The organism is Sporosarcina sp. FSL K6-5500 (assembly GCF_038005665.1).
Classification (GTDB): Bacteria; Bacillota; Bacilli; order Bacillales_A; family Planococcaceae; genus Sporosarcina; species Sporosarcina psychrophila.
In genome coordinates this window covers 4,868,492-4,895,180 of record NZ_JBBOTP010000001.1, presented here as the reverse complement: position 1 = coordinate 4,895,180, position 26,689 = coordinate 4,868,492, and the positions used below count along the sequence as shown (strand labels likewise).

Sequence of the window (26,689 nt, the reverse complement as noted above, 5' to 3'; positions counted from 1 at the left end):
TGTAAAGTTAGATAATGGAGTTGGATCATTTGAAGAACATAACAATCGCGGATGTAGCAAAATTAGCAGGGGTATCTAAAAGTACAGTTTCTCAATTTTTAAATAAACGATATGAGTATATGAGTGAGCTTACACGAGAACGAATTGAATTGGCAGTCGAAGAATTGGATTATCGTCCAAACATAGTAGCGCGCAGTTTAACGCAGAAGTCTACTTTTACCGTCGGTGTCATTGTCGCAAATATACTTCATTCGTTCTCTACTCATATTATCCGGGCGATTGAAAACAAGTTTTATGAACATGGTTTTCATATAATTGTCTGTAATGCGGATGATGAACCGGAAAAAGAAAAGGAATATATCGAGATGCTCATGGCGAAACAAGTGGATGGGATTATCATATTTCCAACAGGTGGGAATATCGACTTATACAAAAGAATGAAAAAATCTGGTTTTCCACTTGTTTTTATGGACAGGACAATCGCGGATCTCGGGATTGAAACTGTTCTACTCGATAACGATAAAGCGGCAGAATTGGCTGTTAACCATTTCGCTGAAAGCGGTTACAGCAAGATTGCCATTGTTACTACGTCGATCATTAGAAATATAAGTCCACGAATTGAACGTATTCAAGGATATAAAAGAGCGTTAGTGAGTCATCAGTTGAATGTAAACGCAGACTATGTGAAGACAGCTGACTCGGATGCCATATCATCGGCTCTTGATGAATTGTTCGAGCTTGTTGCTCCACCAGAGGCCATATTGGCGGGGAATGATTTCGTGCTCATGGAAGTACTGAAGTATATAAAAAATCATAATTTAATAATCCCGGCAGATGTAGCTGTTATCGGTATTGATGACGTACCATTTGCTAGTTTTTATACACCCTCAATTACGACCATTTCACAGCCGATGATTGAAATGGCTAATCTAGCTGTTAAATTACTCATGAAGCAAATGAATGAAAAAGAACACGGGGAACCTGAGGTATATCGTTTACAACCAACGTTAATTGCAAGAGGATCTTGTTGATGCAGTCTGCCGAAGGATGATTACCGTTGCTAGTTATGATAAAACAGGTTAGTACATAAAATCACAATTGGTAGCATCAATTGCTGTATATCAAAGAAATAGAGATGAACTCTAGAATAGTAGCGAACATCTTTTAAAACTATACCAACACTGTAGTTAACAGGGGGAGAAAGTTATGCCATTAGTAATTGTCGCTTTAGGGATTATTGTTTTACTCATATTAATCATGAAATTTAATATAAATACATTTATTTCATTAGTGGTTGTTTCATTCTTAATCGCTTTAGCTTTAGGTATGCCAATAAATGAGATTGTTAAATCAATTGAAACTGGCATGGGGGGAACGTTAGGTAGTATCGCATTAGTCTTTGGGTTAGGAGCGATTCTTGGTAAGCTAATCGCCGATTCTGGTGGTGCTCAACGTATTGCAATGACGTTGATTGAAAAATTCGGATTGAAGTATATCCAATGGGCTGTTGTAGTGGCCTCATTTATACTAGGGATTGCATTGTTCTTTGAAGTAGGTCTAGTATTATTAATTCCAATCGTTTATCAAATTTCTAAGCAAATAAAAGTACCGTTTTTATACTTAGGACTTCCAATGTCGGCCGCGTTATCAGCTACACATGCATTTTTACCGCCACATCCAGGTCCTACAGTTATTGCCAATGAATTCGGCGCAAACGTAGGATTGGTATTGCTTTACGGTTTCCTAATCGCAATTCCAATCGTCATTATCGCGGGTCCTATATTCACAAAGTTCGCGAAAAAATTTGTACCAAAAGCTTTTGATAAAGATAGTACAAGCGGTAGTATTGCTTCGATAGGGGAAACAAAACAATTTAAACTAGAAGATACACCAGGATTTGGTATCAGTGCTTTCACGGCATTATTCCCGGTTATTTTAATGGCTTTCTCAACAATCGTCAAATTGTCTAGAGACGCAAATGATACGGAAAACGTGTTTTTTGACCTAGTTACAATGATTGGATCTCCAACAACTGTTATGTTGCTGTCTGTATTACTGGCAATCTATACAATGGGTATCGCACGGAAAATTCCAATGAAACAGCTTATGGAATCAGCAGAAAACGCAGTCAGAGCTATTGGTATGATGTTACTAATTCTTGGTGCAGGTGGCGCACTTAAGCAAGTATTGATCAATGGTGGAGTTGGCGATTATGTCGCTGTCCTTTTTGAAGGTAGTGCAATATCACCGTTAATTTTAGCTTGGCTGATTGCTGCTGTTATAAGAGTAGCACAGGGATCGGCAACGGTTGCGGCATTAACGACAGCTGGACTCGTCATTCCAATGATGGCAGGTACAGATGTCAATTTAGAATTAATGGTATTAGCAACAGGTGCAGGTAGTATCATTGCTTCACACGTTAACGATACTGGTTTCTGGATTGTTAAAGAGTCCTTTGGCTTAACGATGAAAGAAACATTCGCAACTTGGACTGTGCTAGAAACTGTTATTTCAGTGAGTGGTCTCGGTTTCGTTTTACTTCTAAGCTTATTTGTTTAATAGGGGTATGAAATTAAAAGAATATAAAAAGAGGAACTGTCCGGAAGGCTGGATGTCATTCAGCTTTTGCGGGCAGTTTTTTTTCAGGTAGTGATAGTTCCATAAACAAGAAAAAAGCATGATCCTTATACAAAGGGGATCATGCTTTTTCCATACCCGATAAAAAGGGGGTGCACTCGGAAAATTTGATAGTTTTTAATCACACAAACTGTTCTTTCTGACGAATAATCATGTAACTCTCGTCAGTGCAGTTTGATAGGGCTGACTCAATTAGCCATTCCGGCTATGCAGTCGCAAGATGGTTGGTACGCGATCTGCCCTTTTGAAATCAGTCATCAAGTTGCACTTTCACAAAAAATGGTACGCTTACTGCTTGGTTAACACATTAGAATTGGAACCTGATAACACGGTTCTTAAAAAAGTGTACCTATCGTCAGCAAAGCAAATTTTCCGCCAAGGCTGTGCAGTTCATCGTCGGAATCACTTGTAGGTTACTCGTCTACTAAGGTTCATCCTTCGGTAGTTTCGCCTTGTAGTCTATGGATACCCGTGTTGCATTAAGTTAAACCATTTTGAGAAAAAACATTTAAACTTGCAAAGTTATAGTAAGTGTACAGATCTTTGAAAAACCATTCGAGTAAAAAGATTCAAGATCTACATTCTAAATGGGGATTGCTATGATTTGGTATTCGGGGAGAGGATGGTGACTAAAGAGTGAAAATTAATATGCGTTTATCGTAAAGATAGTGATTGTCATGCGGTTTGCACTTATGGTTGCTGTGTAGAAACAATCGTGACTATCACGACTACTTGCCAGCACAGCTACCGTTTCTTAGGTATTCATACGGAAAATATTTAGTCAGATTCATGCGGTTAAGATTTTTCTTTTGATTTAAATGAGTAAAAAGAATAACCCAATTTCAATTAACTGGGATATGTGGATTTTTTCACCTACTTACACTTGTTCTTTTTTATCAAACGTCTCCAAGAACTGTTGAACGTTACCATAGGTTTTCAAGTTCTTTGTATTTATGCCTAGCTCTACAGTGGTCATGGCTAATTGCGGTCTTACACCTGTAATAACAGTCTCAATTCCGAGCAACTTTAAGATATCGATTATTTGAAAAACATGTTGAGCGACATAGGTATCAATCGCATGAATTCCTGAAAAATCAATTACCAACAACTCGATATTTAACTTTGTTACTTTCGGAATTACGGTATTTGTAATGTAAGCCGATCTTTCTTCACTAAAGTCACCAATTAGGGGCAAAATTGCAATACCATCTCTAATTGGAACAATGGGTGCAGCTAGTTGCAAAATTTCTTTTTCAATTGCTTTAATTACTTTTTGATTACTTTCATTAAACTTTTTCGTAGTGTTACGAATTGCATCGTCAAAAACAAATGTAATTTTCTCGTAAAGTTTAGCTACTCCTTCTGTATCATATTGCTCCAGTAGCCCCTTTTTTTGAATTTCTTGCATAAGAGACAGGCGAAAAGTACTTATTATTTCGATAGTATCTTTAAGTAAAGTACCATCTTTGTAATAGTAGTTATCGATGTCATATTCTAAATTCATATCCTCTATTTCTTCATTACTTGAAAGAAGTGTTTTTGAAAACTCGCTTATTAAAACTGTCAATAGCTCTTTGTGTTTTGCAATTTGCTCTTCTGTCAAATGTAAATGCAATTTAGCTATAGCTTGTTTTAAACACTTGTCCGTGAGAGCTAATTTCTCTGTCTCCATGTAAACTCCAACTGATTGCATTATTTGTCCATTCCTCTCTCATTTCGGGTAGCCACTTATAGAAGTTTCCCTGTGTTATGCTAACTTTTTATATTTCAGTAGGGAAGGAAATGACAACTCTATTCCTAGTATTTGGTGTTGTTTAACGAATACCCTTTTCAGGATAAACGTAACTTAGTAACTAGAGGTTTCATAATTATTCCAACCTCTCCATTTTACCACAATAAACACTTGTCAGGATAATTCAGTGTGACAGACACCGAAATAGTAGCTACAAAAATGCTAATCCAAAGTATATAAGGATGAGAAGTTCGATGACTACTGAACAATTGACAGCAAAAGACCGTTTGCTAGAAGTGCTATTATTAAGTTTGGGACAACATAGTTGAAGAATTACATGTAACAGATTTATATATATTTCGTCTGATTGAAAAGTAGGTTATTTAGAGGAGGCAATATGGATGGGAGATTATGCACTTGAACGATTCTTACTGGGAGTTATTTTGTTCGTATTGTTCCTAATTGCTATCTTTTTAAGAAAGCGTGGCAGAATAGTAATTTCCTTATTATTCATTGCCATATTGATTGGTTACTGGGTGTTTTATGGTATTCGAGAACAAGTCTTACAGAACAGGTATGAAGAATCTATTGGAATAGTTGACACTTACCTTCAGGATAAATATCCGAATGAAACATGGACAATTGATACAATTGTAGAAGAAGGAAGAAAAATAAGGCCTACAAAGGTGAAAGTGATTTTTGATAATGAACAAAGTGTTGACTATATTTATAAAGTTTACGAAAAGAATCGAGTCATTTTATATGAATACGGTTACCCCGAAAACATGGATACTACTAATTTCATGCATGATGAAACGCATAATAATTAGAGATAACAGGTCGGATGTTATATCAATTTAATTTGCATTCCGCAAACATTAACGTTCAACATTAGAATTAATGTATTCCGGATCTCGCTCTGTTAGATGATTTCTCCATCTTCTAAGTGGCAGTTTAATTGAAGATGCGTAAAAAAATTCTATAACCTTTATTGTAGTAGAAAAAGCATTAATTAAGGGGGAGAAGATGAGTAAATTTAGAGGGATAATCTTAGAAGGCTATTCGAATGCTGGAAAGACTTCTGTTTTGAAATCGCTGAAAAAACTTCAGGCATGTGATGATGCCGAACGCAGTGTTGTCATTCTTAGTGAGCATTATTCGCAAATATTACACAAAGTAGATGGTGAATTAAAGTGGTTGGGTCGTGAGGAACACTTACAACTCTTAACAGAAAGAGTTATGATGTTGAAAAAGTTAAATGATTGGTCAAGAAAAATTGGACAATCATCCGAGCGTTCAAAAGGTTTATTCTTTATATTAGAAAGGTTTCATTTAAATCATCGAGTAGCATTCTCGCATACTATTTTAGATGAAATTAAGCAATTAGAAGTCGAGTTGTTTGAAATGGGAGCAAGATGTGCCTTACTAACTGTATCCCCAGAGAACATAGAACAAAGAATAAGTAGTAGGAATCCCAATGAATGGGTAGGGAAACCTGAAGAAGAAATGAAAATGGCTTGTGATTTATTATTAGAACAACAACAAGAGTATAGAAATCAAGCTGTAAACTCAATCATTCCTACAATTGAAATAAATACCGATAAAAAAGATTGGGAGTCCTACGCAAAACAGGTTTACTTCGTGAACTAACTGGGTGCAGGTGACCAGTTTTACACACAGTGGTAGGGATAATGGTTTAGTAAGAGAGGTCAATTCTTTATTCAGAAGGATAGTCACCTACTTTAAAGAATAAGGAATATAAGTATGAATGGCATATGTAAAGTCGTTCTGCGTTCGATTCGGTGGTTTGCAGGTTGATTTCATTTGGCAAATCCGAATTCTAATTGCACTCACGTAACAGAATAGTTCAGTCAGCAGAAATGGATTTTTGTTAATTGTAATTTGGTAATTTACTTAATTTTGGAACTTTTATCTGTGTCAAACGTAGTAAAGTTAAGGAACATTTTAGTTCAATTGACAAAGTAAGGTCAACTGGTATTTGGTCAAATCAACTCGTTGTTAGTCAGAGAGGAAATGAACTTTACTTATAGCGTCTCAACTTCCTAGAATCTCACTACGGAGATCTGCAAGTAGAACTACTTCAGTGCGATTTACCGTATAGTGTAACTGCGTATAAACAGCTTTTATAATGTGTTCCGATTACGTCTGTGTACTGTCATTGAATACATAATGAAAAGAACTAAGCCATGATCAAATTAAGACAGTTGATCAGCTCAATACCAAGCTTGTAGGGCGTGCTGTGACACCCTTTGACATGCTTTGCAAGCTTGGATTTCTCAAGGGAACTGATCCAATAATGAAAAATCGTTCCAAAGCCTACACTCGCTATCAGCGAGAGAGAGTCATTCAAAGAAAATGGGTGATTCTAAAAGATATTCTGCAACGAGAGGGCGAGTCCATGCCTGTGCGTGGGACATTAAGCAAAGGAAAAGTCCATTGTTCTTGTAAAATATGCCGCTATGAGCAGTATTATGGCATTCCAAAATCCAAATATAAAGCACAATGGGAAGGAATGCAGAAAGAAATCGGATGTTATATCTACTAGAGAAAACAGCCGAAATTAGGAGATTAAAGATGTGAATTTGAAATAAGTTACGACAATGTACAGGGTTTTTTATTCAACAGCCGGGCCATTTTTCTGAACAAGAAATAATTTTAGGGAAAAGGGAGATTATTTATGGATAAGGTAAAACAATTTTGGAAAGATTTTTGTGGAGCAAATCATATGGAAGGTACGGAATATAAAGATGCATTTCAATTTGGAGCCTCAGCTGATTGGTTAGCTGATTTAGTTGTAGAGGGAAAGAAGACAGCGACAACTTCAGGATATGAGTTATATGAGTTAGAAAAAGAAGCTATACCCCAAGCAGGCGAATATTATATTGTTCTAAATGGTCAAGATGAACCTACCGCAATCATTCAAATTCAATCCGTCGAAGTTGTACCGATGAATGAGGTAGCAGAAGATTACGCCTTAGCAGAAGGAGGAGGAGATTATCAGTTTTGGTGGGAAGCGCATGAAAAATTCTTTTCCGAATTACTAAAAGAATATGATAAAGAATTCTCGCCAGAAATGTTAGTTGTATGTGAGCGGTTTGAAAAAGTATATCCAAAATAACCAGTAAAACAAACTGCGCGATTTCAGAACAATGTGCAGTCGTCATTTAACTAGGAACAACTGAATAGTTCTTGAAAATTGGATGAAGTAAACGCGAAACCCAACAAACTCCTCATGTGAAGTTTGTCGGGTTTTTAAGTTATATAAGGGAACATTTACATAAATAAGCGCGGAATATCTCTCGAAGTGACAGCTCATAACACGTTCATTTAAGCTGTTCAATTTGTATATAGACCGGAATTTCACGTTCCAATCGCCAAACATTCTCTTTTACCCGGAATGTAGTGTGTATGCAAAGGATGCGTTTTGGAGCGGAAAAGATAGATTGGCAATCTAAAATTTGGAAAAAAGCATCATTAAAAATAAAAAGCACACTTTTACTGATGCTTGATTTTAAGAGATATTTCGAAAGCCAAATCTTATCTAGATCCCCAATAATTAATTCCTTTTAGGTTTTAAACTAATCGAATAATTAATTTGTAAAAATAATAAAATAGCTCCAATTCGGGTAATACTGATTAGTTGCGAGTCACCTGTAAATGCGGAGTAAAACATTAATCAAAATGCCAAGAATCCAAGTACTGCAATTATCAAATAGTATAATTTTGCTATGTTAAAGGAAAAGGTTGATTAAAATTAAAATGGTATGAAGAACCCACTTCACATAAATAAAATCCGTTTAACTCAAATTGGATATTTATGTAAAAACGAATCTGGAGTTTGTGAATAAAACCACTTACACTAACGGGGGCGGTTTAGGAAAAGAAGGGCTGCATGGATATAAATTTAAAAAACCTTTTCTACATCGTAGAAAAGGATATGGAGGGGTAGAATGAGACGTTTGATAATTTTTTTGATTTTACTGTTATCTGTTATTTTTATATCTGGTTGTACAAATGTTAAAGAACAAAACAAAGTAATAAAGGAAGAGGAACATGAGATAGTGGAAGATTTTAAAACTCCTATTGAAACTACTTATCATTTTTCATATAAAGGACAGGAGTTTAAAATTATATCATTTTTCGACGAAGTGTTGGATTACGCAAGAACAATTAGTGAGAATCCTGAGCTTGATAAAAAAGTTATCTATACAGAGTATGTATTAGAAGCGTTTAAAGGGCAATCGTCTATTAATGATATAACAATAGGTGACCCTCTATCACCATCTTGGGAAATAGAACAGTTAGAAAAAAAGACGAATGAGCTACTTGGAAATCAAGGTCAAATTAATAAGTGGATAGAGGAAGCCATATTGAAATCGGCAGAACTGTTACCAGGTAAAGATACAAATATTTATATTTTCCCTGTTAATCCTGAGGAATGGCATCTCATTAATACAGGGGGAGGAATGAGTGGGATGACATTTTCTGAAAGTGATTTTTTGCTTATGATTGACCCATCCGTTTCAGAAGAAACGGTAAAGTATACGGTGGCTCACGAATATCATCATACTGTTAATTTTTTGTATGATGGAATACCAATCGATTATAATATTTTAGATTTAATCTTGATAGAAGGCAAAGCAGATTCCTTTGCAAGTATTTTATACCCTGAAACAAAAGTCATTTGGATAGAGCCACTATCTAATGATGAAGAGGTTAAAGTGTTAGAAGCTTTAAGCATAAATGGCGAATCTATGGATTTTATTATTTACGATAAATTGGTTAACGGTAATTCACGTAAAGATATTCCGAGATTCTCGAATTACAAAATAGGTTATCAAATCACTGAAAGCTTCATTGAAAACAACCCTGATAGTTCAATAATAGAATGGACAAAACTGGATGCTAATAAAATAATTAGGGGAAGTAAATACAAAGAAAGAATTTTTCAGTAAAAATCCTAAGTCTTAGATATGACTTTTACCGTTTGGATTAACAATCCTAATTCAACTATAAGGGGCTAAACACCTCCATGATTTTAGTTTGCCACTTGGTGTCCATTGTATGCATTTTTATTAAATCTTACGGTCATTGTTTTGCAAATGATTATCTCTTCGAATGCAGTTACTTAGAATAGCGTTAACAGGTAAAACCTCCAATCCTTATCAAGCTAAGCGCAAGATACGGGATTTATTTTTAATTAGAAATAGAAAATGGTCTACCGGTTTTTAAATAAGATTGCATTATAGTTGAAGAGAAATTTATTTTACAAATAGACATATAAGAACGTACATTCGTGTTATGATTTATTTGATACTACTAACAAAGGAGGATAATCGTGAAATTAAAAAACATTAACATTCAAGAACGGATGAAACATTATAATGTGCAAGGTTTAAGTATCACATTGCTTGAGGGCGATGAAATTAGTGGAACAGAAAATTATGGCTTATTAGAAGTGGAAAGCAATAGAAAAGCAAATGAAGATTCTATTTTTAGTGCGTGTTCAATTAGTAAGTTCTTAACAGGAATACTTGTAATGAAGCTAGTAGAAGACGGGCTTCTAAATTTAGATGATGATGTGAATGAAAATCTTAAAACGTGGAAAACACCGAAAAATGACTTTACTAAAAATAAAAAAGTGACATTGAGGAACTTACTAAGTCATCAATCTGGAATTAAAGACCCTGAAGGTAGTTTTCCTGAACTGAACTCGAAAATAGCTGTTCCTTCGATGGTTGAATTATTAGAGGGGAAAACACTTTATTGTCAAACTCCAATTGACGTCAAGTGTGAACCAGAAAGTGAATTCCATTATTCGGATGCCGGATACTGTATTATTCAACAACTTATAGAAGATGTTGCGAAAAAACCGTTTCATCAAGTTATGAAAGAGCAAATATTTAAACCATTAGGTATGGAAAATAGCCATTTCAATAAAACAGTATTGGAAGTGGATAGGCAAAATTTTTCTTGTGGTCACAATAAAAACGGTGAATTAGTAGATGGGAAATATCCTATATATCCTTATCCAGCAGCTTCTGGATTATGGACAACTTCTATGGATTTAGCTGAATTAGTTCTTGAGTTAATGAAGGCTGTAAAAGGTGAAAGCAAGGTTGGCATTTCGGAAAGTTTAGCAATAGAAATGATATCCCCACAAAGAGGTAAAAGTTGGACTGGATTAGGTGTGTTTCTTGAAGGCTCTGAAAAAGAACTAGAAATTACATCACTTGGTTGGGGAGTGGGTTTTCAATGTATGATGGTGGCCTTTCCCTATTTAGGGAAAGGGGCGGTCATAATGACGAATGCAGAATTGGGTGTTCATCAACTCGAAGGTATTATTGGAGAAATATATAAGTCTCTTTTGTCTTAAAAAGCGTTAAGATAGTAGAAAATATACAGATAGCCTTAGCAAATCCAACTCATATATCTGAAGTTGTGTAGTTCATCAACGGAAATTTAGACCACAATAATAGTCCGATTTATTCTGAAGGTTTTTTGTCCTATTTGAATTAGATAAGCCATAAGAAGAAAGGTTAAGATAGTAGAGACAGTAGAAGGTCAAGTAGTACGGATTTGTCGGTTTAGCACGGTTCTGAGAGGGGGGGGAACACAATCTACCGCAAGAGAAGTTAATTCTTTCTTCAGAAAGATAAACACCTTATTTGAAGAAAAAGGAATAATTGGAACGCACATTTTTAATAGGCTAAAATTATGAGTTCCAATTATTTTATATAAGTAGCCATGATTTAGATTCGTTATTGTCAGTTTTTCATTTTAATAATAATTATATAGTAAGTATAACTTTACCTTGAGCGTGACCTTCCTGGAAATATCTGAATGCTTCAGATACTTCGCTTAACTTATACCGTTTATCAATTATTGGTTTTACTTTGCCAGTCTCAAGTAATTCTTTTACATACATTAGATCATTTTGGTTTGCTCTCTGTAAAAGGTTACTTATTTTCTTACTTCCAGTCATTGAAATAAAAGGTCCAAAAACTAAAGATCGAAACATTTGGGATTCGGCTCCACCTACGTGAACAAAATTCCCATTTGGTTTTAATACACGTTTATAAGCTGAAATGGAATTAGACCCGTTAACACCAAGAATCAAATCATAACGCTCCTTTGTTTGGGTGAAATCCTCTTTTGTATAATCAATGATTTGGTCTGCACCTATTGAACGCACTATTTCTACATTTCTTGTACTGCATACACCTGTTACTTCAGCCCCGAATGATTTGGCTATTTGTACCGCGAAAGTACCGACACCTCCAGATGCCCCATAAATTAATACCTTCTGTCCTGCCTTAATCATTCCTTTATCACGTAGTCCCTGTAAGGCTGTCACACTTCCCATAGGTGTGGCAGCAGCTTCCTCGAAGGAGATGTTGGTTGGCTTTACAGCTATAGCAAATTCCTGGACAGACACATATTCAGCAAAACCACCCCAGCCACAACTAGAGAGGTCACCGAATACCTCATCACCTGGTTGAAACTGCTTAACATTCTTGCCAACAGCTTCAACTACACCCGCTATGTCACCTCCCGGTATAGCGTATTTCGGTCTCAGTAGCCCGAAAGCAAAGCGAGCTAAGAACGGTTTGCCTTTCAAAAGAACCAAGTTACCAAAGTTCAAGGATGCTGCATGAACTTTTACCAGTACTTCATTCTCTAAAGGCAAAGGCTTTTCTATCTCTTTTAATTCAAGTACGTCAGGTGATCCATATTTGTGACAAACGATAGCTTTCATAAAACTCCCCCTAATTTCCTTAGATTTATTTGTATTACAAAGATATAAATGACCCAAAACGAGAGATAGTAAAGTGTTATTATTAATATGGAATTACAAGTTGAAAGATACTGAAATATTTTAGGTTGGAAGTATTTTGAATAATGGATAGTGAAATGTGTGTGGAGATTACACTTTAACTAACGGGCCATTTTGCAGGTTAGTATGATTAAGCATGAAACAAACCGACTAGGATTCCGTCTAATCCTAAAAGGGGGTGGGAACGATGAGAAGATTATTTATCGTTGTTTCTATAATTTTGATTTTCGGACTATTTGGCTGTGTAACAAATAACAACAATGAAGAAAATGTAAGTGGTAAACCGAAAATCGCCAATGAGTCTAAACAGGTGGATGATTTCAAAGTATCAATAAATGTTGAAAAAGACCTTAATGTATATGCCACAATTACTTATATAGGAGAAGCAGATGAAAAAGATATATATCATGGTGGAAGTATTTTTTTCTTTAATGTTTATCAACTTGATGGTGATTTTGAATATTTTGGTGTTATGAATCAACCATTATTAACAACAACACTGATTCGAAATGAGCCTCACAGAGTAAAATTTAAAGGGATAGAAAAACTTGAATTAAAGACGGGTACTTATGAATTTGAAGCTATCGCTAATATATCCTTGGATTCTGATGATGTATTAGGAACAAAAATTGAAATTCCTGTTTCTAAAATTGAGGAAGTTAAATAATTCCTTCTTCAACTAACAAGTGCTTTACTTGAAAATCGTTGAGCGACTTAGATGATTCTATTTTCTTGTTGAACTAAAGTAGCATGTTTATTTCAATAAAGTTACATTATGCTAAAATACAAGCGTTATATATTAGGTTTTGAAAGAAAGGAAAAACAGATGAAAAAGAAAATTTTATTTTTTGGAATTGGATTTTTATTTTTATTCGCAGGTGCGTTTGAGGTTACGAAATTAAGAACATTTCAATTACTTGGAGAGTTAACATACCAAGTTGAAACGGAAAAAAGGTCGTTGCTTTAACATTTGATGACGGTCCGACAAAGAACGTGGATCAAATTCTGCCTTTGTTAGATAAATACAAGTCAACAGTGAAAAACGAATTCTTTGCGTTGTAATTCAGAGGGAGATCTTTTAAACCTATTGGATTTCCATTTCGTTTAGATAGCCTATTTATCAGCATTGTCTAATCCACCATCCATGGATGAGTCTCACTCCTCGATCTTTCCTTATGAAAAATCCTTTTTATATTGGACGGCCATGTAAATTCCACTAGCTAAAAATGCCAATGTATATTTGAACAAGAAAAAGATGTTCCACATATATTCGTTTGGGAAAATTATGTCACATAGAACAATTACCAAGAGCATATAGTAACAGCTTTTCAAAAAGATTTTATTTGTCCGTTCGTCGTCTTGCCCAATCTTCTTATAACATACATAGGTAAAAATCGCACTACCCATAAGCAGTAAAAAACCAACTCCAATGAGAATATTCCAATTTCCCGTAGATTGTTCAGCCCAGGACTTTAAAGGGGAAAAAATCGCATTAGAGATATCTGTAGATTTAATTGTCAATTTAATCACTTCCTTTCAGATAAGTAAAAATATCGTTTACATCAACACTAAAAAAATCGGCAATTCGAAAAGCCAACAGCATAGTCGGAAGATAATTTCCTTTTTCCATCACGAAGATGGTTTGTTTGGAAACACCGACTTTCTCAGCTAATTCTTGCTGAGACATTCTGGCAAGTACACGATATTCATAAACCTTGTTAGATATCGAATCCCCAAAATCTTTCTTCATGACCATCACCTCTTGAATTGAATTATAAACTCGATTTTAATAAAAGTAAAGTAAACTTATACAAAATAGTTCAATACCTTTATTTTTGCTTGGATTACTTTGATTTAACAATAGCCAGACTGCAGAAAGAACCTGACGAAATTCATGATTCCGTCAGGTTCACATATCGATCTGGTGTAATTTATGGTTTTTTGGTGGTGCATTTTATGATATTTAGTGGTTCAAAAAACGTTTAGAGTGGTGCAATCATACTATCGAATAAATTAATGCCTATGAAACTTTCACTATATTTTTTTTATAAGTACTCAGAAGTGTAAAATGTTTGTCTTTGAGCTCTTCAACTTGTGGTGATACCTGGTATCGAATGCGACAATGACACTATTGATATCGTATTGGAGTTAGTTTAGTGTTGGATGGTAGGTATGCGTTGCCAAAAGTTTGTGTTAAATTATTTGGCAATAAAGTAGAAGGTGGTATTAGATTGAGTAGAATGGAACGTAGGAATAAACAAGCACGATTAAGCAGAAGTAAAGAATGGTTTAAATCGAAAAAACTCATCAGTAGACTAGTAGTCGTCTTCATAGGTATTATCTTTTTTGGTCTATTGGCATTTACGATTTTAATAACGTTTAGCGATGTTAGTAAATTGGACATCGTTGAACCAAGACCTACATATATTTACGATATAAATGGCGAGGTAGCTAGTAAAGTGTCTAATTCGAAAATAGAAGGAGTGAGTTTGGATCAAATTCCAACAGATCTCATCGAAGCTTTCGTCGCTACGGAAGACCAACACTTTTATAAGCATAACGGAATTAATTACTTCGGGATTACCAAAGCACTCATGAAAAATCTAGTTAAAGGTGAAGTGGTTGCTGGTGGTAGTACCATTACTCAACAACTTTCGAAAAATGTATTTCTAACATCAGAAACTACTTATACGCGTAAATTCAAAGAACTTATATTCACGAAGAAAATAGAACGAACGTACTCAAAAGACGAAATCATGGAACGCTATCTAAATCAAATCTATTTTGGGGAAGGCGCATGGGGCATTCAACGAGCAGCACATGTCTATTTTGGTAAAGATGTGAGTGAATTAACATTAAACGAATCAGCTACACTAGCGGGACTAGTCAAAGCTCCGTCTAACTTATCGCCCTATAAAAACATGGAAAAAGCGCTTGACCGAAGAAATATCGTGCTGTCGTTAATGAAAAGCGAAGGCTACATCAGTCAACAGGATTTGGATAAAAACCTTGATCAACCGATCGTATTAACGGATAAAGAGACGATAGATTATAAAGGGAAATATCCGTATTATGTGGACTATCTTATCGAGGAAGCAGTAAATATGTACGGTTTGACTGAGAATGAAGTGTTGTCTGGGGGGCTACACATTTATACGGAACTTAATCCTGTTATTCAGGACGCTACGGAAGAGGTCTATCAAAATGAAGACAATTTTCCAGTTAGCAAGCCCGACCAACTCATTCAAAGTGGGTCTGTATTTCTAAATCCTAAAACGGGTGGGATTAGCGAGTTAGTTGGAGGAAGAGGAGACTATACGTACAAACGATTTAATAATGCGTCAAATTTAGTAAGGCAACCTGGATCAGCATTAAAACCACTTGCTGTTTACACTGCTGCATTGGAGCAGGGGTATGGCTTTGACGATATGCTGGTTGACGAACCAATCAATATAGACGGCTATCAACCGCAAAATATTGATAACCAATACCGCGGACAAGTCACATTGCATGACGCATTACTTAATTCGTATAACATACCCGCAGTTTGGCTATTAAATGAAATTGGAGTCAAAGAAGGTTTTAGTACAGTTGAACGGTTTGGTATACCTTTAGAAAAAGAAGATCAAAATCTCGGACTCGCACTGGGTGGCTTACACCAAGGGACGTCTCCCTTGCGAATGGCCCAGGCTTTTTCCGCATTTCCTAACGATGGAATAATGATGCAAGCGCATGCTATCTCAGAAATAAAGGATGCAGAAGGAAAAGTAATTGGTAAGTGGAGTGACACGTCTTCGCAGGTAACAGAACCGGAAGTTGCTCAAAAGATGACGTATATGCTAAAAGATGTTGTTGAAAACGGAACCGCTAGAAATGCACAGATAGCCGGACTAAACGTAGCTGGAAAAACCGGTACTACACAACTTCCTTTCCCAGGCATAGATGGTTCAAAGGATCACTGGTTTGTAGGATATACGCCAGATATCGTTGGTGCGACTTGGTTAGGCTATGATAAAACAGATCAAGACCATTACTTGACGGCAACTAGTGGTGTCACAGTGACAACTATCTTCCAGCAAATCTTAAGCAAATCCATAAGTGAATTGCCTAACAAGGAATTTGATTTATCATTGATTGAAAAGAAGAAAAAGAAAGCAAGTAAGAGGAAAGACAACGAGCAGAAGAAAGATAAAGAAAACAAAAAGGATAAAGAGGATAAGAAAAGTAAGGAGAAGAACAAGGATAAGGATAAAGACAAGGAGAAGGAGAAGAACAAGAACAAGGAAAGGAACAGAGACGAAGACAGAGACGAAGACAAGGACGAAGACAGAGACAGAGACGAAAACAGAGACGAAAACAGAGACGAAGACAGAGACAAAGACAAAGACAGAGACAGAGACAAAGACAAAGACAGAGACAAAGACAAAGACAGAGACAAAGACAGAGAGGATGACTAACACAAAGACATTCAGTAAATTATGATAGTTACACTAAGGCCTCATTTTCGATACCAGTGCGCGGTACTATTCAGTAAATACAACTCAATTCTATAATAATACAAAGTAAATCAATATCTGTACTTTAGTGTGTGAATTATTTGTCATTGTGTCCGACACAGATACCTCTTGTTTAGAAAAGGAATTGTGAACGCAAATAGGGAACAAGTACTTGTAGGATGGAATTTGTATAAAGAATACATTGGGGGGGTTATCATTTGAAATTATTGGTTATTGGCGGTACATCGTTTGTCGGTCGACATATTGTTGAGCAATCACTACTAAATGGGCATGAAGTAGTTCTATTTAATCGAGGGAAAACAAATCCAAATTTATTTCCAAAATGTCGCCGTATTATCGGGGATCGCCGCATGAATATGGACCAGGCTGCACTAGAACATTGGGATGCAGTTATTGATACAAGTGGATATACACCTAATGATGTAAAACCGGTAATTGAGGCACTGAAAGAAAAGAGCGATCATTATACATTTATTTCAACAATATCAGTTTATGATGATCATTCCAAAGGCGATGTAAACGAGAACAGTTCGATTTTTACTCATACAGTTACGACGGATGAAGTGACGGGTGAAACGTACGGTGCGTTAAAGGTAATGTGTGAAAAAGTAGTGAATGAAGGATTTGGCGGAAAAGCCCTCATTGTAAGACCTTGCATTATCGTAGGTCCAGATGATCCAACAGATAGATTCACCTATTGGGCTATGCGTACAATAGAAGAAGGTCCCATTGCCATACCGGGGGGCGAGCGAAAAGTACAATGGATTGATGTTCGTGATTTAGCTAAATGGCTTGTAGAAATGATTGAGAAGCAGAAAACAGGGACATTTAATGCTGCTTCTCAACCAATTTCTTTCGAAGCGTTCATTGATGAATTAATTTCTGAACAAGGAACTGAGAAAATCGCCATTCTCGATACGATTGTGGAAAAGGTAGAGATGGATCCAAAGCATCGTTTCCCATTCTGGATTCCCATTTCGGAACAATATCCGCAAGGTTTTTTCATTGTAGATGCTTCTAATGCTGTAAACGCTGGTCTATCGATTCGACCGCTACAGGTGACTGCGGATGATACGAGGAAATGGGCAAAACATCTTGATGCTGAGAAATGTAAAGCGGGTCCGACAAATGAAATCGAGAAATTATTAATTGACAAGGCGATGAAATAATTCGAAAAGTATCTGAAACAGGCAAATGTGTTTACAATTGTCCTAAATCTGATGCTTTTCAACACTTCTTCTAGTTTAATTTTATACAATTTATTTCTTTGATGACGATGGAGTTCCTAAGCGTGGGGAAAGTGAAGTTTACAAAATGCTGTTAACTGCCTAAAAACACTTTTATAAAACCACTTATGGAATCATTATTGATTCCATAAGTGGTTTTATGTTGGTTAAATTCCGGTTACTTAGTCAGTGAATTCAATACAATTGTTTAATGATAGCAACTAATTTAAACCCTATTTAATGCATCTGAAATCTGAACCTCACCAGACACAAGATCAAATGAACGATTAAAAGTGTTTTCCTTCGTTAATGTTGCTAGAATCGTCCTGGCTACATCTTCTCGGGGAATAGATGCTGTAGGTAAATCTTCGGCAATTGAAACGTTTCCGGTACCTGGTTCATTTAGAAGACCTCCAGGACGAATTATCGTATACGTTAAGCCGCTTTTTTTAAGGATTTTATCAGCGTGATGTTTGGCAGTCATATAATATTTCATGCTGCCCCAGTTTTCTCTATTATTGGCCTGAATCGCACTTACCATAATAAATCGTTTGATGCCAAGTATTGTAGCAGCTTCTATCGATTTGGCTGCTCCATCTAAATCGATCAAGATCGTCTTGTCAGCCCCAGTATGTCCACCAGATCCCGCGGTGAAGACAAAGGCATCACAGCCTCTTGCAGCTTCAACAATACCTTCTACGCTACCTTCCAAATCTGCAAGCCTTGTTTCTACACCAATTGTCTCAAAAGCCTTTGCTTGCTCTTCGTTTCGGATCATGGCTCTGACTGTATGTTCAGGACTCTCTTTTAATAAATGTACAAGATGTTGACCAATTTGTCCGTTTGCTCCAACAACAAAAACTTTCACAATGAACAACTCCCTCTCTATTGTGCTGCGTAATGAGTAGCTGAAAATAGAATCATTTGCTTGGATTTCTTCAGCCGTTAATTGAACTTCCCGTGTATTGAAGTAGTTCAGCACCTGGATTGATTGTACCAATAGAATCCCTTGTTAGGTACCAATCAACATTAACATGGCCTCTTTTCTATGCAATTCGCTGACAGGGAAGTGGGGAATTACAGGTAGCTGTGCACAGAACTATTCAGTAAATCAACACCTATACGATTATCCTTACTTTTTAAAGTGAATTTCATTCTTTATTTGTTAATCATTTGTATATACAGGCAACTTGGGTTTAAAGTGATAGGCATAGATAAGAAAGGACATGATTAACAAGTGGATACTTTTCAAGCAATGGTATTGGATAAAGTTAATGGTCAAACGAAGTTGGAAATTAAACACTTGAGCATGGATGATTTGCCGGATGGGGAAGTAACCATTCGAGTAGCTTATTCTAGTGTGAATTTTAAGGATGGTATAGTATCCATCCAAAATCAGTTAGTCGAGTCTTATCCATTAGTACCAGGAATAGATCTAGCTGGAACAATAATAAATTCAACAGATGACCGATTTAAAACAGGTGATGAAGTAATTGTGACGAGTTATAAATTAGGAACAGGACATTTTGGCGGATTTAGTGAAATTGCACGCGTACCTGCGGACTGGGTTGTTCCTCTTCCAAATGGATTAACCTTAAAAGAAGCTATGATCCTTGGAACAGCTGGATTTACAGCGGCACTATCCATTCAAAGGCTTGAAGAAAATGATTTAGATCCTAGCCAAGGACCCGTTTTGGTAGCGGGTGCTACGGGTGGGGTAGGGAGTATTGCCGTAAATATTCTGGCTAAAAGAGGATATGAAGTTGTAGCTAGTACGGGTAAAACAAATGAAGAGGATTACCTAAGAGGATTAGGGGCTACACAAATTCTTAATCGTAATGAAATCATAGACACAGAACAAATCCCGATGCGGGAAGAAAAATGGGCTGGTGCTATCGATCCTGTGGGGGGGAAAACACTTCAATATATAGTAAGTACCTTGAAATATGGAGGTTCTGTAGCTACTTGTGGGTTAACCGGGGGTATAGAAGTCTCCACAACCGTTCTTCCTTATATATCAAGAGGTGTCAATTGGCTTGGGATTGACTCGGTTGAATGTCCGATGCAAAAGCGATTAAAAGTTTGGAATCGACTCGGTGATGATTTGAAACCAACAACATTTAATGAAGAATTAGTAAATGAAATATCATTGAAGGAGCTTCCAGGTGTATTAGCTGATATTTTAGAAGGAAAAGTACGTGGAAGAACACTTGTTAAACTGTGAAAAGCTCAGCTCAACTACTCGTGGAAATAGAACAGCTATGATTTGAGCTTTATAATTCTTAAGGAAAAGGACTACCTGAAAAAAACGATAAAGAGCGTATTAACTTGCGCTCTTTATATCATTATAGGAGTTGAACCTTTAAGTGAAATCGTATATACAGCCACCCATTATAGAAAAGGTAAGGCGGATTAGCTAAGTATTGGTAGCCGTCGGTTTGGGAAGAGGTAGGATGAATCCGTAACAGTGCTTCGGACGCTTATTCCGATGAGTAAGAAGTGAAATATAATGTTTTGGATGTGATGGATAATGAGTAAAACAAAAAAAGAAGTGGTAGAAATTGCGGAGAAACATGGTTTCCAATTGAAAGAGAATTCTTTTGTTTTTAACGAATCAGGATTAGACTTTCAGGTTGTATTTGCTGCAGATCATGAAGGTAAGGAATGGGTACTTCGTATGCCAAGGCGTTCAGATGTTTTTCCTAGAACAAAAGCTGAAAAAATCGCGCTAGACCTCGTCAACCAGTACGGGGGTTTTGAAGCGCCAAATTGGGAAACTTACACAGAAGAGCTAATCGCTTATAAAAGGTTACTTGGTGTCCCAGCAGGCACTATCGATCCAAATATCCCGGCCTATGTTTTTGAGATTGATGAAAATAATATACCAGAATGTTTTTACCGGACACTAGGGAAAGTACTAGCGTCACTTCATAGTATTCCAACGAAACAGGCGGCTGAAGCTGGAATAGTTGTTCAAACATCACAGGAAGTAAAACAAGTAATGAAAGACCGTATGGATGCCGTTAAAGAAAAATTTGGTGTCGGAGAGGCGTTATGGAGTCGATGGCAGACGTGGGTGAACGATGAGGAAATGTGGCCAAAAGAAACTGCGCTGATTCATGGTGATTTACACCCAGGTCATATCCTCATTGATAAGGATAGTAATGTAACGGGTTTAATCGATTGGACGGAAGCGAAGGTAGCTGATATTTCTACAGATTTCGTGGGTCATTACAGGGTATTTGGTGAAGAAGGTCTCGATGCACTCATCAAGGTTTACAAAGAAGCTGGAGGCTATCATTGGCCGAAGATGAAGGAGCATATTATTGAATTAAATGCTGCTTATGCAGTTGAAATTGCCGAATTTGCTATAATCTCTGGTATTGAAGAATATATGCAGATGGCGAAAAAAGAATTAGGGTTGGTTGGAATTTAATGTTAGTGAGCTATTCAGTAAAATAATAGCTACTCAAATTTACTGTATGGAGCAAATACTATCCACGGATGTTACCGTAGTGACCTAATCTAAAAGAACTTAGAGTTAGTATGAATAAACTAGAAGAGCGTATCCGTAAAATTTTGGATACGCTCTTCTAGTCTAAACTTCCACGCGGACGCTAGATACTACCATTCATACTTCTTTTCTCAAAAAGTAAACAAAGCCAGCTCCTAAAAAAAGTACGAAACTACCCAAAATCACGGTGAATAACGTGATAGGAGAAACATTTAAAGCACCAAAGCTTTCACCTGAATTGGACATCATCATCTCAAATGGTTGTGCCCATGGATAGTATGGAGCGAACTCTTCTGAGTTGACAACCAACATATTCGGTATTGTAAAAATTACATTGACCGCAAGTGGTGCGGCGAAGCTCGTCCATGCAACAGATACAAACATTTGTAAAGCGATTAACGGTAAGCAGGCAATCCACCCTCCGATGACACTTGTGGAAATGGTGCCCCAAGGAATGTCAGCTGAGAATCCATTTATCCATCCAATGAGGAAAAGTCCCATAATAAATAAGATTTGTGTTGCCGCAATCAGAAGGCTAACAATAAGGATTTTTACGAGATACACATCTTTTCTAGAAACTGGAAGTGACAGAAGCTGCTTCCACCCACCTCCAATATGCTCATAGCGACAAACAAAACTTGAAAAGATTCCAGTCAATAACGGTAAAAAAAGAATAGCGTGACTAATTGTCATTATACCAAGCGTTGCGGTCCATTGGTGTTGTTCGATATCCGGAAGTTCACTTAATTCACTCAGCCCAAGCAACACGGATAAAATCGGACTCACGAAAATGAGCATCCATATCGAGGATTTTCGTAACTTTAGAAACTCAGATTGAACTAATTTCCCCATTTATTTCACGTCCTTTCGATTAAAATCGAGGAGACTTATGAAATAAAGGAGAATTCCCGTTCCAAGGCCAGCAAAAACCGAATACATTGGTTTTTCCCATTCATTCATTAACAACGGCCATTTCCATGGCACCCAGTCGGGGAAGTTCATTGAATACATCGAGAGGATTGCACCGAGAATTCCAATTGTTAATGGAATGGCTTGATTTTTCAATGTAATCGCCAACCAAATTTGCAAGATGATAAAAGGTAAGGCAGCGAGACATGGCAAGAAACACATTTTGAGAACATATAGAAACGGTATATCCGTACCGAATTTTAATACAATGCCAAGTACAATCGTTCCAATCGCTAAGAAAAAACAAGAAACCAAGAGGAGCAAAATGGACAGAAGCACTTTACCCGTAAATACTTGCGTTTTTGAAATGGGCAATGCCAAGAGTTGCTTCCAAGCGTTTGTCTGATGCTCAATAGTGGCAATCATCGATGTCAGTATCGTTAAGCCGATGAGAATCGTGATAATAGATAACATAGTAACCTCACCAATGAGCCCGCCCCACAAATCATCCTTGTAAACTTCTGTGAGCCAATCATAGCGTAATCCAAAATTGACGGCTTCCAGGCCGATGACTCCCATTGGTCCAAGGAATACGAGAAATAAGATCATTTTTCGCTTGATTTTAAGAAACTCAGAGGCCATGACCCGCGTCATCACAAACCGCCCTCCTGACCCGTTAATTCTAAAAATATTTCTTCCAATGATTTTTTCTCTTCTTCTACTCTGTAGATTGAAAAATCGTTTTGAACGAGGGATTTCACAATTTTAGCGATTTTTTCATCTGAACCATTTTCAATGGAAAGCTGATTGTGAACGAGATCCGTCGTATACCCATGTGTCAATAATGTCTTCCAAGCGGATTCTGCGTCATTTACTGTTAACTTAATCTTGCTCGTTGACTGCTCTCTTAGTTTCTCAATGGAATCTTGAAAAATCATTTGGCCCTTTGAAATAATGCCTACTTGTGTCGCCATTTGGTCGATTTCTGAAAGTAAGTGGCTCGATAGGATGATCGTAATCCCGTGATCCTTTGGCATACTTTTAATAAGTTCACGAATCTCAATAATCCCTGATGGATCCAGTCCGTTCGTGGGCTCGTCCAAAATGAGCAGTTCCGGATTGCCAAGTAATGCAGTCGCAATGCCAAGCCGTTGCTTCATGCCTAAAGAGAATCCTTTTACAGGTCGTTTCGCATCCTTGGTCAGACGGACGATTGCAAGGACTTCATCAATTCTAGATTTGGGCACGTCCACTAACAGGCGCACCGTTTCTAAATTTTCACGGGCGGATAAATGCCCATAATAAGAAGGGGATTCGACCAGTGATCCCACCTTTTTTAAGATAGAGAGCTTTTCTTTCTTAATATCCTTGCCGAAAATATGGATCGAGCCTTTTGTTGGTCGAGCAAGCCCGAGAAGCATTCGAATGGTCGTCGTTTTTCCAGCACCATTAGGCCCTAAAAAACCATAAATCTCACCCTTTTTCACTTTCAAATCGACATCATTAACGACTCTTGTCGAGCCAAAATTCTTCGTCAAGTTCGTCGTTTCAATAATAAAATCAGTCATTTTCCTCACCTCACTTACTAGCATATCGTGTGAAGGTTAAAATAATGGGGCGATGAAGGTTAAATTTCGTTTAAAAATTAGAAAAGAGATAGGCATGGTTTCGCCTATCTCTATTTTAATAATCTTTGAATTGTCATTGTTGTACCGTGTTCACTCGTTTCAATAGTCCAGTCCAGCTGCATGTCCTTTAGCATAAGAGAGACGATAGAGAGTCCTATGCCAACTCCTTTATGACTTGACCTCTCTCCCATTCCAGGCCCATGATCTTCAATCACAATTGATTCATTTTCAATTCGAACCGCTATAAACTGTCCGCTTTTTGCATGACGGTAACTATTTTGAAACAGGTTATCCAAAACGCGGTGGACCCACTGAGGATCAACATCCCACATCAACCGTTTATCCGGAATCGTCAACTCAATATCGAACTGAAGATTTTCAAAGGTAGGATACCATGCCGCAAATGAATTACGAACAAGTCGAACCATATCTACATTTTCTGGATAGTACGGATATTTTCCCGTTGTCAACAACGTGTACGAGAGTAGATTTTCAATAAGCTCGCCCATATATCCTACTTTTTGATCAATGAAGTCTAGAGATTCCTGTCCCTTTGTACTGAGTGGTTCTTTCTTTAAACGATAAGCGTGTCCACGTATTGTTGTAAGGGGTGTACGTAAATCATGAGATAGATTCGCAATGAGTTCTTTTCTAAGTTCTTCTTCCTCCATCTCACGTATTCTACTCATTTCTAGTTCTTGAACCATTCGATTGAAGGCGTGTTCAAGGCGGCCGATTTCGTCTAGCTTGGACACTTCGATAGTCGGTGGAATACCATTCGCTTCAGGGGTTGCCATCACTTCTTGCAAATGAAGAAGTCTTTTTCGAATCCGATAAAAAAAGAGTGTAGAAATTAATATAAAAAGAGCAAATATGAACAAAAGAGCCACTGGGAATAAATAATTATATTTTGCTCTTAATTTATCATTCGGACTCACCATATCCGGACGCGGGATTTGTAACACCATAAAGCCTTCTTGTTGTTCATGCCCAATAAAGGCGACAACGGTAAATGGATCGACTGTATATCCACGATTATTTTTCATGAAATGAATGGAATCCGATGCTGTCCATGTGTCGGGTACTGAAATCGATTCAGGAAACTTATCTTTTGTCTGCCCTCTATCATCAACCCAATACATAGATGCTTCTTGATAAACATTTTTCAAATTTGATAATTTTTGATGGATTTGCTGCTCAGAAGCACCTGATAATCCTTTGGCTGTTTCAATCCACATTGCTTCTAAATCCGTTCCATTATAGTAGCGTACTGAGGATTCAGCTTGTTCAATACTATTATAGAAAATAATCGATAAAACAGGCATGAAAAAAGGGAGTATCATCATCGCAACAAGAATGATTAACAAATACTGCGCCAATAACGACTTTCGCAGTTTCTTCATTGTTTCACCCTATAGCCGAGGCCACGAATTGTTTCGATAATTTTAGGCGAACTTGGCTCTTTCTCAATCTTTTCTCTTAAGTAGCGGATATGGACCATTAAGGTCTTATCCCCTTCAAGATAAGATTCTCCCCATACAGCCTCGTAAAGCTGTTCTTTTGTCAAAATTTGATTTGGATGTTCCAATAAATACATGAAAATTTGACGCTGTTTGGCCGTCAACAGAACTTCTTCACCGTCGTCTTTTAAAATCCGGTTTTCCATTATGTTAACCGTTAAATGACCAATCTGAATCTCTTCAGGTAACGCCCGTCGATTCCTTCTTAGTAGCACTTCTATTCTCGCAGCAAGCTCTTCAGGATGGAACGGTTTCGTCACATAATCATCTGCGAACTGTAGCCCTTGTAACTTATCATCCACAGCAGTCCGAGCCGACAACATCAGAATTGGAATCTCAGGATGAGTGTTTTTCAACCGCCGTCCTAGCGTAAACCCATCTAGCTCAGGAAGCATCACGTCTAAAATGACTAAGTCCGTATTACCAAACGCTTCTTCCATCCCCTCCCCGGAAGTAAGCCAGCGTACCAAATAACCACGCTGCTCCAAGTCCTCTTTAACAATGCTACCAATTTCTATATCATCTTCAATATATAATATTTCCTTCACTACCATTCCCCACCTTCATCAATGTAAGAGGTCCGAAAATCTTTCTAATGTGACTACTCATCTTTACTATATCCTATCATAAAGGGATTCTCGACTAAGTATAAAGCATTGGGTTTTTCAAGATTAACGATAGCATTCAAATCGACGGACTGTTCCACGGGGAGGGGGATCAAACTGATTATAGCCTGTCGGTACTTCCATATCGGAGTAACTCATTTTACTATATTGGGAAAAAAGTTCTTTTCCTTTGATCCAAATGAATCGGGCTTTTCGTTATTTTTAGGTGATGTAACCAGTCAAATAGTGTGCGTCCACGTTTAATTGTATGGCAAGCAATTGTGCAGTCCCATGATAAGGTAATTAAATGCAAAGGAATTCTTCTCGGTTGCGCGGACATGATTTTAAGTACCAGTGCGTGGCAGAAGGAGAATCAGATCGATACAAATGGGGCAGTGGAGAAGGTATTGATGTAGGATGCCCGTGCACCACACAATTCGAGCGCGATTCTGATTTGTTCCTTCCGTAAAGCAAGTATGGTTGTTGAAACAAACATGAAAGCTTTGTGCACAGGCACACCAGTCATATACAATAATCTCAAAA

General features: G+C 37.1%; 23 protein-coding genes and 1 pseudogene. 14 read left to right on the top strand and 10 right to left on the bottom strand.

The genetic code is table 11. The features are described from left to right. Positions 1-29: 29 nt before the first annotated feature. Together MKX62_RS23530 and MKX62_RS23525 are read left to right on the top strand one after the other, a co-directional pair. Positions 30-1,031, top strand: coding sequence for a LacI family DNA-binding transcriptional regulator (locus MKX62_RS23530; RefSeq protein ID WP_067211013.1), 1,002 nt, complete (start codon positions 30-32; stop codon positions 1,029-1,031). Positions 1,032-1,206: 175 nt separating this feature from the next. Next, entirely contained in the window at positions 1,207-2,559 is a 1,353-nt protein-coding gene (locus tag MKX62_RS23525) for a gluconate:H+ symporter (protein ID WP_067211010.1), read from the top strand. Between the two features lie 955 nt (positions 2,560-3,514). Here the strand turns inward: MKX62_RS23525 and MKX62_RS23520 are convergent. Further along, positions 3,515-4,309 (bottom strand): STAS domain-containing protein, encoded by a 795-nt coding sequence (locus MKX62_RS23520; protein ID WP_197485329.1) that lies wholly within the window; start codon positions 4,307-4,309, stop codon positions 3,515-3,517. A gap of 461 nt (positions 4,310-4,770) precedes the next feature. Between MKX62_RS23520 and MKX62_RS23515 the strand changes: the two genes are divergently transcribed. The 6 genes from MKX62_RS23515 to MKX62_RS23490 all read left to right on the top strand — a co-directional run bounded on the left by MKX62_RS23515 (position 4,771) and on the right by MKX62_RS23490 (position 10,766). Continuing rightward, complete coding sequence (locus MKX62_RS23515) at positions 4,771-5,199, top strand: hypothetical protein (RefSeq protein ID WP_340742518.1); 429 nt, start codon at positions 4,771-4,773, stop codon at positions 5,197-5,199. A gap of 196 nt (positions 5,200-5,395) precedes the next feature. Beyond that, positions 5,396-6,019, top strand: coding sequence for an AAA family ATPase (locus MKX62_RS23510; protein WP_187045340.1), 624 nt, complete (start codon positions 5,396-5,398; stop codon positions 6,017-6,019). 610 nt (positions 6,020-6,629) lie between these two features. Then, the gene (locus MKX62_RS23505) at positions 6,630-6,935 is read left to right on the top strand and encodes a hypothetical protein (RefSeq protein WP_255428467.1); all 306 of its coding nucleotides are present in this window, start codon (positions 6,630-6,632) and stop codon (positions 6,933-6,935) included. A gap of 132 nt (positions 6,936-7,067) precedes the next feature. Next, positions 7,068-7,508, top strand: a complete 441-nt coding sequence (locus MKX62_RS23500) for an ASCH domain-containing protein (protein WP_187045339.1) — start codon at positions 7,068-7,070, stop codon at positions 7,506-7,508. An 832-nt stretch (positions 7,509-8,340) separates the two neighbouring features. After that, positions 8,341-9,345: a DUF2268 domain-containing protein gene (locus tag MKX62_RS23495; RefSeq protein WP_340742517.1), complete on the top strand. Its 1,005-nt coding sequence runs from the start codon at positions 8,341-8,343 to the stop codon at positions 9,343-9,345. A gap of 383 nt (positions 9,346-9,728) precedes the next feature. Then, complete coding sequence (locus MKX62_RS23490; protein ID WP_340742516.1) at positions 9,729-10,766, top strand: serine hydrolase domain-containing protein; 1,038 nt, start codon at positions 9,729-9,731, stop codon at positions 10,764-10,766. 414 nt (positions 10,767-11,180) lie between these two features. On the opposite strand, the gene MKX62_RS23485 is transcribed toward MKX62_RS23490, so the two are convergent. Further along, positions 11,181-12,149: an NAD(P)-dependent alcohol dehydrogenase gene (locus MKX62_RS23485; RefSeq protein WP_340742515.1), complete on the bottom strand. Its 969-nt coding sequence runs from the start codon at positions 12,147-12,149 to the stop codon at positions 11,181-11,183. A 265-nt stretch (positions 12,150-12,414) separates the two neighbouring features. On the opposite strand from MKX62_RS23485, the gene MKX62_RS23480 reads away from it, so the two are divergent. Together MKX62_RS23480 and MKX62_RS23475 are read left to right on the top strand one after the other, a co-directional pair. Next, positions 12,415-12,894, top strand: a complete 480-nt coding sequence (locus MKX62_RS23480) for a hypothetical protein (protein WP_340742514.1) — start codon at positions 12,415-12,417, stop codon at positions 12,892-12,894. A gap of 159 nt (positions 12,895-13,053) precedes the next feature. Continuing rightward, positions 13,054-13,286 (top strand): annotated as a pseudogene (locus MKX62_RS23475) (polysaccharide deacetylase family protein); the annotation flags it as partial. A gap of 114 nt (positions 13,287-13,400) precedes the next feature. Here the strand turns inward: MKX62_RS23475 and MKX62_RS23470 are convergent. Next, on the bottom strand, positions 13,401-13,748 hold the full coding sequence (locus tag MKX62_RS23470) for a DUF2178 domain-containing protein (RefSeq protein WP_187045334.1): 348 nt from the start codon (positions 13,746-13,748) through the stop codon (positions 13,401-13,403). A gap of 1 nt (position 13,749) precedes the next feature. Then, entirely contained in the window at positions 13,750-13,977 is a 228-nt protein-coding gene (locus tag MKX62_RS23465; RefSeq protein ID WP_187045333.1) for a helix-turn-helix transcriptional regulator, read from the bottom strand. A gap of 490 nt (positions 13,978-14,467) precedes the next feature. On the opposite strand from MKX62_RS23465, the gene MKX62_RS23460 reads away from it, so the two are divergent. Together MKX62_RS23460 and MKX62_RS23455 are read left to right on the top strand one after the other, a co-directional pair. Further along, positions 14,468-16,684 (top strand): transglycosylase domain-containing protein, encoded by a 2,217-nt coding sequence (locus MKX62_RS23460; RefSeq protein WP_340742631.1) that lies wholly within the window; start codon positions 14,468-14,470, stop codon positions 16,682-16,684. 257 nt (positions 16,685-16,941) lie between these two features. Next, positions 16,942-17,913, top strand: coding sequence for an NAD-dependent epimerase/dehydratase family protein (locus MKX62_RS23455; RefSeq protein ID WP_340742513.1), 972 nt, complete (start codon positions 16,942-16,944; stop codon positions 17,911-17,913). A gap of 283 nt (positions 17,914-18,196) precedes the next feature. Here the strand turns inward: MKX62_RS23455 and MKX62_RS23450 are convergent, their stop codons facing one another. Then, positions 18,197-18,838 (bottom strand): SDR family oxidoreductase, encoded by a 642-nt coding sequence (locus tag MKX62_RS23450; RefSeq protein ID WP_340742630.1) that lies wholly within the window; start codon positions 18,836-18,838, stop codon positions 18,197-18,199. 369 nt (positions 18,839-19,207) lie between these two features. On the opposite strand from MKX62_RS23450, the gene MKX62_RS23445 reads away from it, so the two are divergent. Both MKX62_RS23445 and MKX62_RS23440 read left to right on the top strand, forming a co-directional pair. Further along, positions 19,208-20,194, top strand: coding sequence for an acrylyl-CoA reductase family protein (locus MKX62_RS23445; RefSeq protein WP_340742512.1), 987 nt, complete (start codon positions 19,208-19,210; stop codon positions 20,192-20,194). Positions 20,195-20,500: 306 nt separating this feature from the next. After that, positions 20,501-21,406 (top strand): macrolide 2'-phosphotransferase, encoded by a 906-nt coding sequence (locus MKX62_RS23440; RefSeq protein WP_340742511.1) that lies wholly within the window; start codon positions 20,501-20,503, stop codon positions 21,404-21,406. Positions 21,407-21,601: 195 nt separating this feature from the next. Here the strand turns inward: MKX62_RS23440 and MKX62_RS23435 are convergent, their stop codons facing one another. The 5 genes from MKX62_RS23435 to MKX62_RS23415 all read right to left on the bottom strand — a co-directional run bounded on the left by MKX62_RS23435 (position 21,602) and on the right by MKX62_RS23415 (position 26,095). Further along, complete coding sequence (locus tag MKX62_RS23435) at positions 21,602-22,336, bottom strand: ABC transporter permease (RefSeq protein WP_340742510.1); 735 nt, start codon at positions 22,334-22,336, stop codon at positions 21,602-21,604. Beyond that, positions 22,337-23,047 carry an ABC transporter permease gene (locus MKX62_RS23430; protein ID WP_340742509.1) on the bottom strand — a complete coding sequence of 237 codons (711 nt, stop codon included), beginning with the start codon at positions 23,045-23,047 and terminating at the stop codon, positions 22,337-22,339. It lies immediately after the preceding gene. Beyond that, the gene (locus MKX62_RS23425; protein ID WP_340742508.1) at positions 23,047-23,961 is read right to left on the bottom strand and encodes an ABC transporter ATP-binding protein; all 915 of its coding nucleotides are present in this window, start codon (positions 23,959-23,961) and stop codon (positions 23,047-23,049) included. Before MKX62_RS23425 ends, MKX62_RS23430 begins: the two co-directional genes overlap by 1 nt. A gap of 110 nt (positions 23,962-24,071) precedes the next feature. After that, positions 24,072-25,424 (bottom strand): HAMP domain-containing sensor histidine kinase, encoded by a 1,353-nt coding sequence (locus tag MKX62_RS23420; protein ID WP_340742507.1) that lies wholly within the window; start codon positions 25,422-25,424, stop codon positions 24,072-24,074. Then, the gene (locus MKX62_RS23415; RefSeq protein WP_340742506.1) at positions 25,421-26,095 is read right to left on the bottom strand and encodes a response regulator transcription factor; all 675 of its coding nucleotides are present in this window, start codon (positions 26,093-26,095) and stop codon (positions 25,421-25,423) included. The genes MKX62_RS23420 and MKX62_RS23415 overlap by 4 nt, the downstream gene beginning before the upstream one ends. Positions 26,096-26,689: the final 594 nt, after the last annotated feature.

Coding starts and splice junctions, on each gene's coding strand:
- MKX62_RS23500 (WP_187045339.1), top strand. CDS start 7,068: ATGGATAAGGTAAAACAATTTTGGAAAGATTTTTGTGGAGCAAATCAT.
- MKX62_RS23420 (WP_340742507.1), bottom strand. CDS start 25,424: ATGAAGAAACTGCGAAAGTCGTTATTGGCGCAGTATTTGTTAATCATT.
- MKX62_RS23510 (WP_187045340.1), top strand. CDS start 5,396: ATGAGTAAATTTAGAGGGATAATCTTAGAAGGCTATTCGAATGCTGGA.
- MKX62_RS23460 (WP_340742631.1), top strand. CDS start 14,468: ATGGAACGTAGGAATAAACAAGCACGATTAAGCAGAAGTAAAGAATGG.
- MKX62_RS23415 (WP_340742506.1), bottom strand. CDS start 26,095: ATGGTAGTGAAGGAAATATTATATATTGAAGATGATATAGAAATTGGT.
- MKX62_RS23520 (WP_197485329.1), bottom strand. CDS start 4,309: ATGGAGACAGAGAAATTAGCTCTCACGGACAAGTGTTTAAAACAAGCT.
- MKX62_RS23485 (WP_340742515.1), bottom strand. CDS start 12,149: ATGAAAGCTATCGTTTGTCACAAATATGGATCACCTGACGTACTTGAA.
- MKX62_RS23525 (WP_067211010.1), top strand. CDS start 1,207: ATGCCATTAGTAATTGTCGCTTTAGGGATTATTGTTTTACTCATATTA.
- MKX62_RS23430 (WP_340742509.1), bottom strand. CDS start 23,047: ATGACGCGGGTCATGGCCTCTGAGTTTCTTAAAATCAAGCGAAAAATG.
- MKX62_RS23515 (WP_340742518.1), top strand. CDS start 4,771: ATGGGAGATTATGCACTTGAACGATTCTTACTGGGAGTTATTTTGTTC.
- MKX62_RS23435 (WP_340742510.1), bottom strand. CDS start 22,336: ATGGGGAAATTAGTTCAATCTGAGTTTCTAAAGTTACGAAAATCCTCG.
- MKX62_RS23495 (WP_340742517.1), top strand. CDS start 8,341: ATGAGACGTTTGATAATTTTTTTGATTTTACTGTTATCTGTTATTTTT.
- MKX62_RS23440 (WP_340742511.1), top strand. CDS start 20,501: ATGAGTAAAACAAAAAAAGAAGTGGTAGAAATTGCGGAGAAACATGGT.
- MKX62_RS23465 (WP_187045333.1), bottom strand. CDS start 13,977: ATGAAGAAAGATTTTGGGGATTCGATATCTAACAAGGTTTATGAATAT.
- MKX62_RS23425 (WP_340742508.1), bottom strand. CDS start 23,961: ATGACTGATTTTATTATTGAAACGACGAACTTGACGAAGAATTTTGGC.
- MKX62_RS23480 (WP_340742514.1), top strand. CDS start 12,415: ATGAGAAGATTATTTATCGTTGTTTCTATAATTTTGATTTTCGGACTA.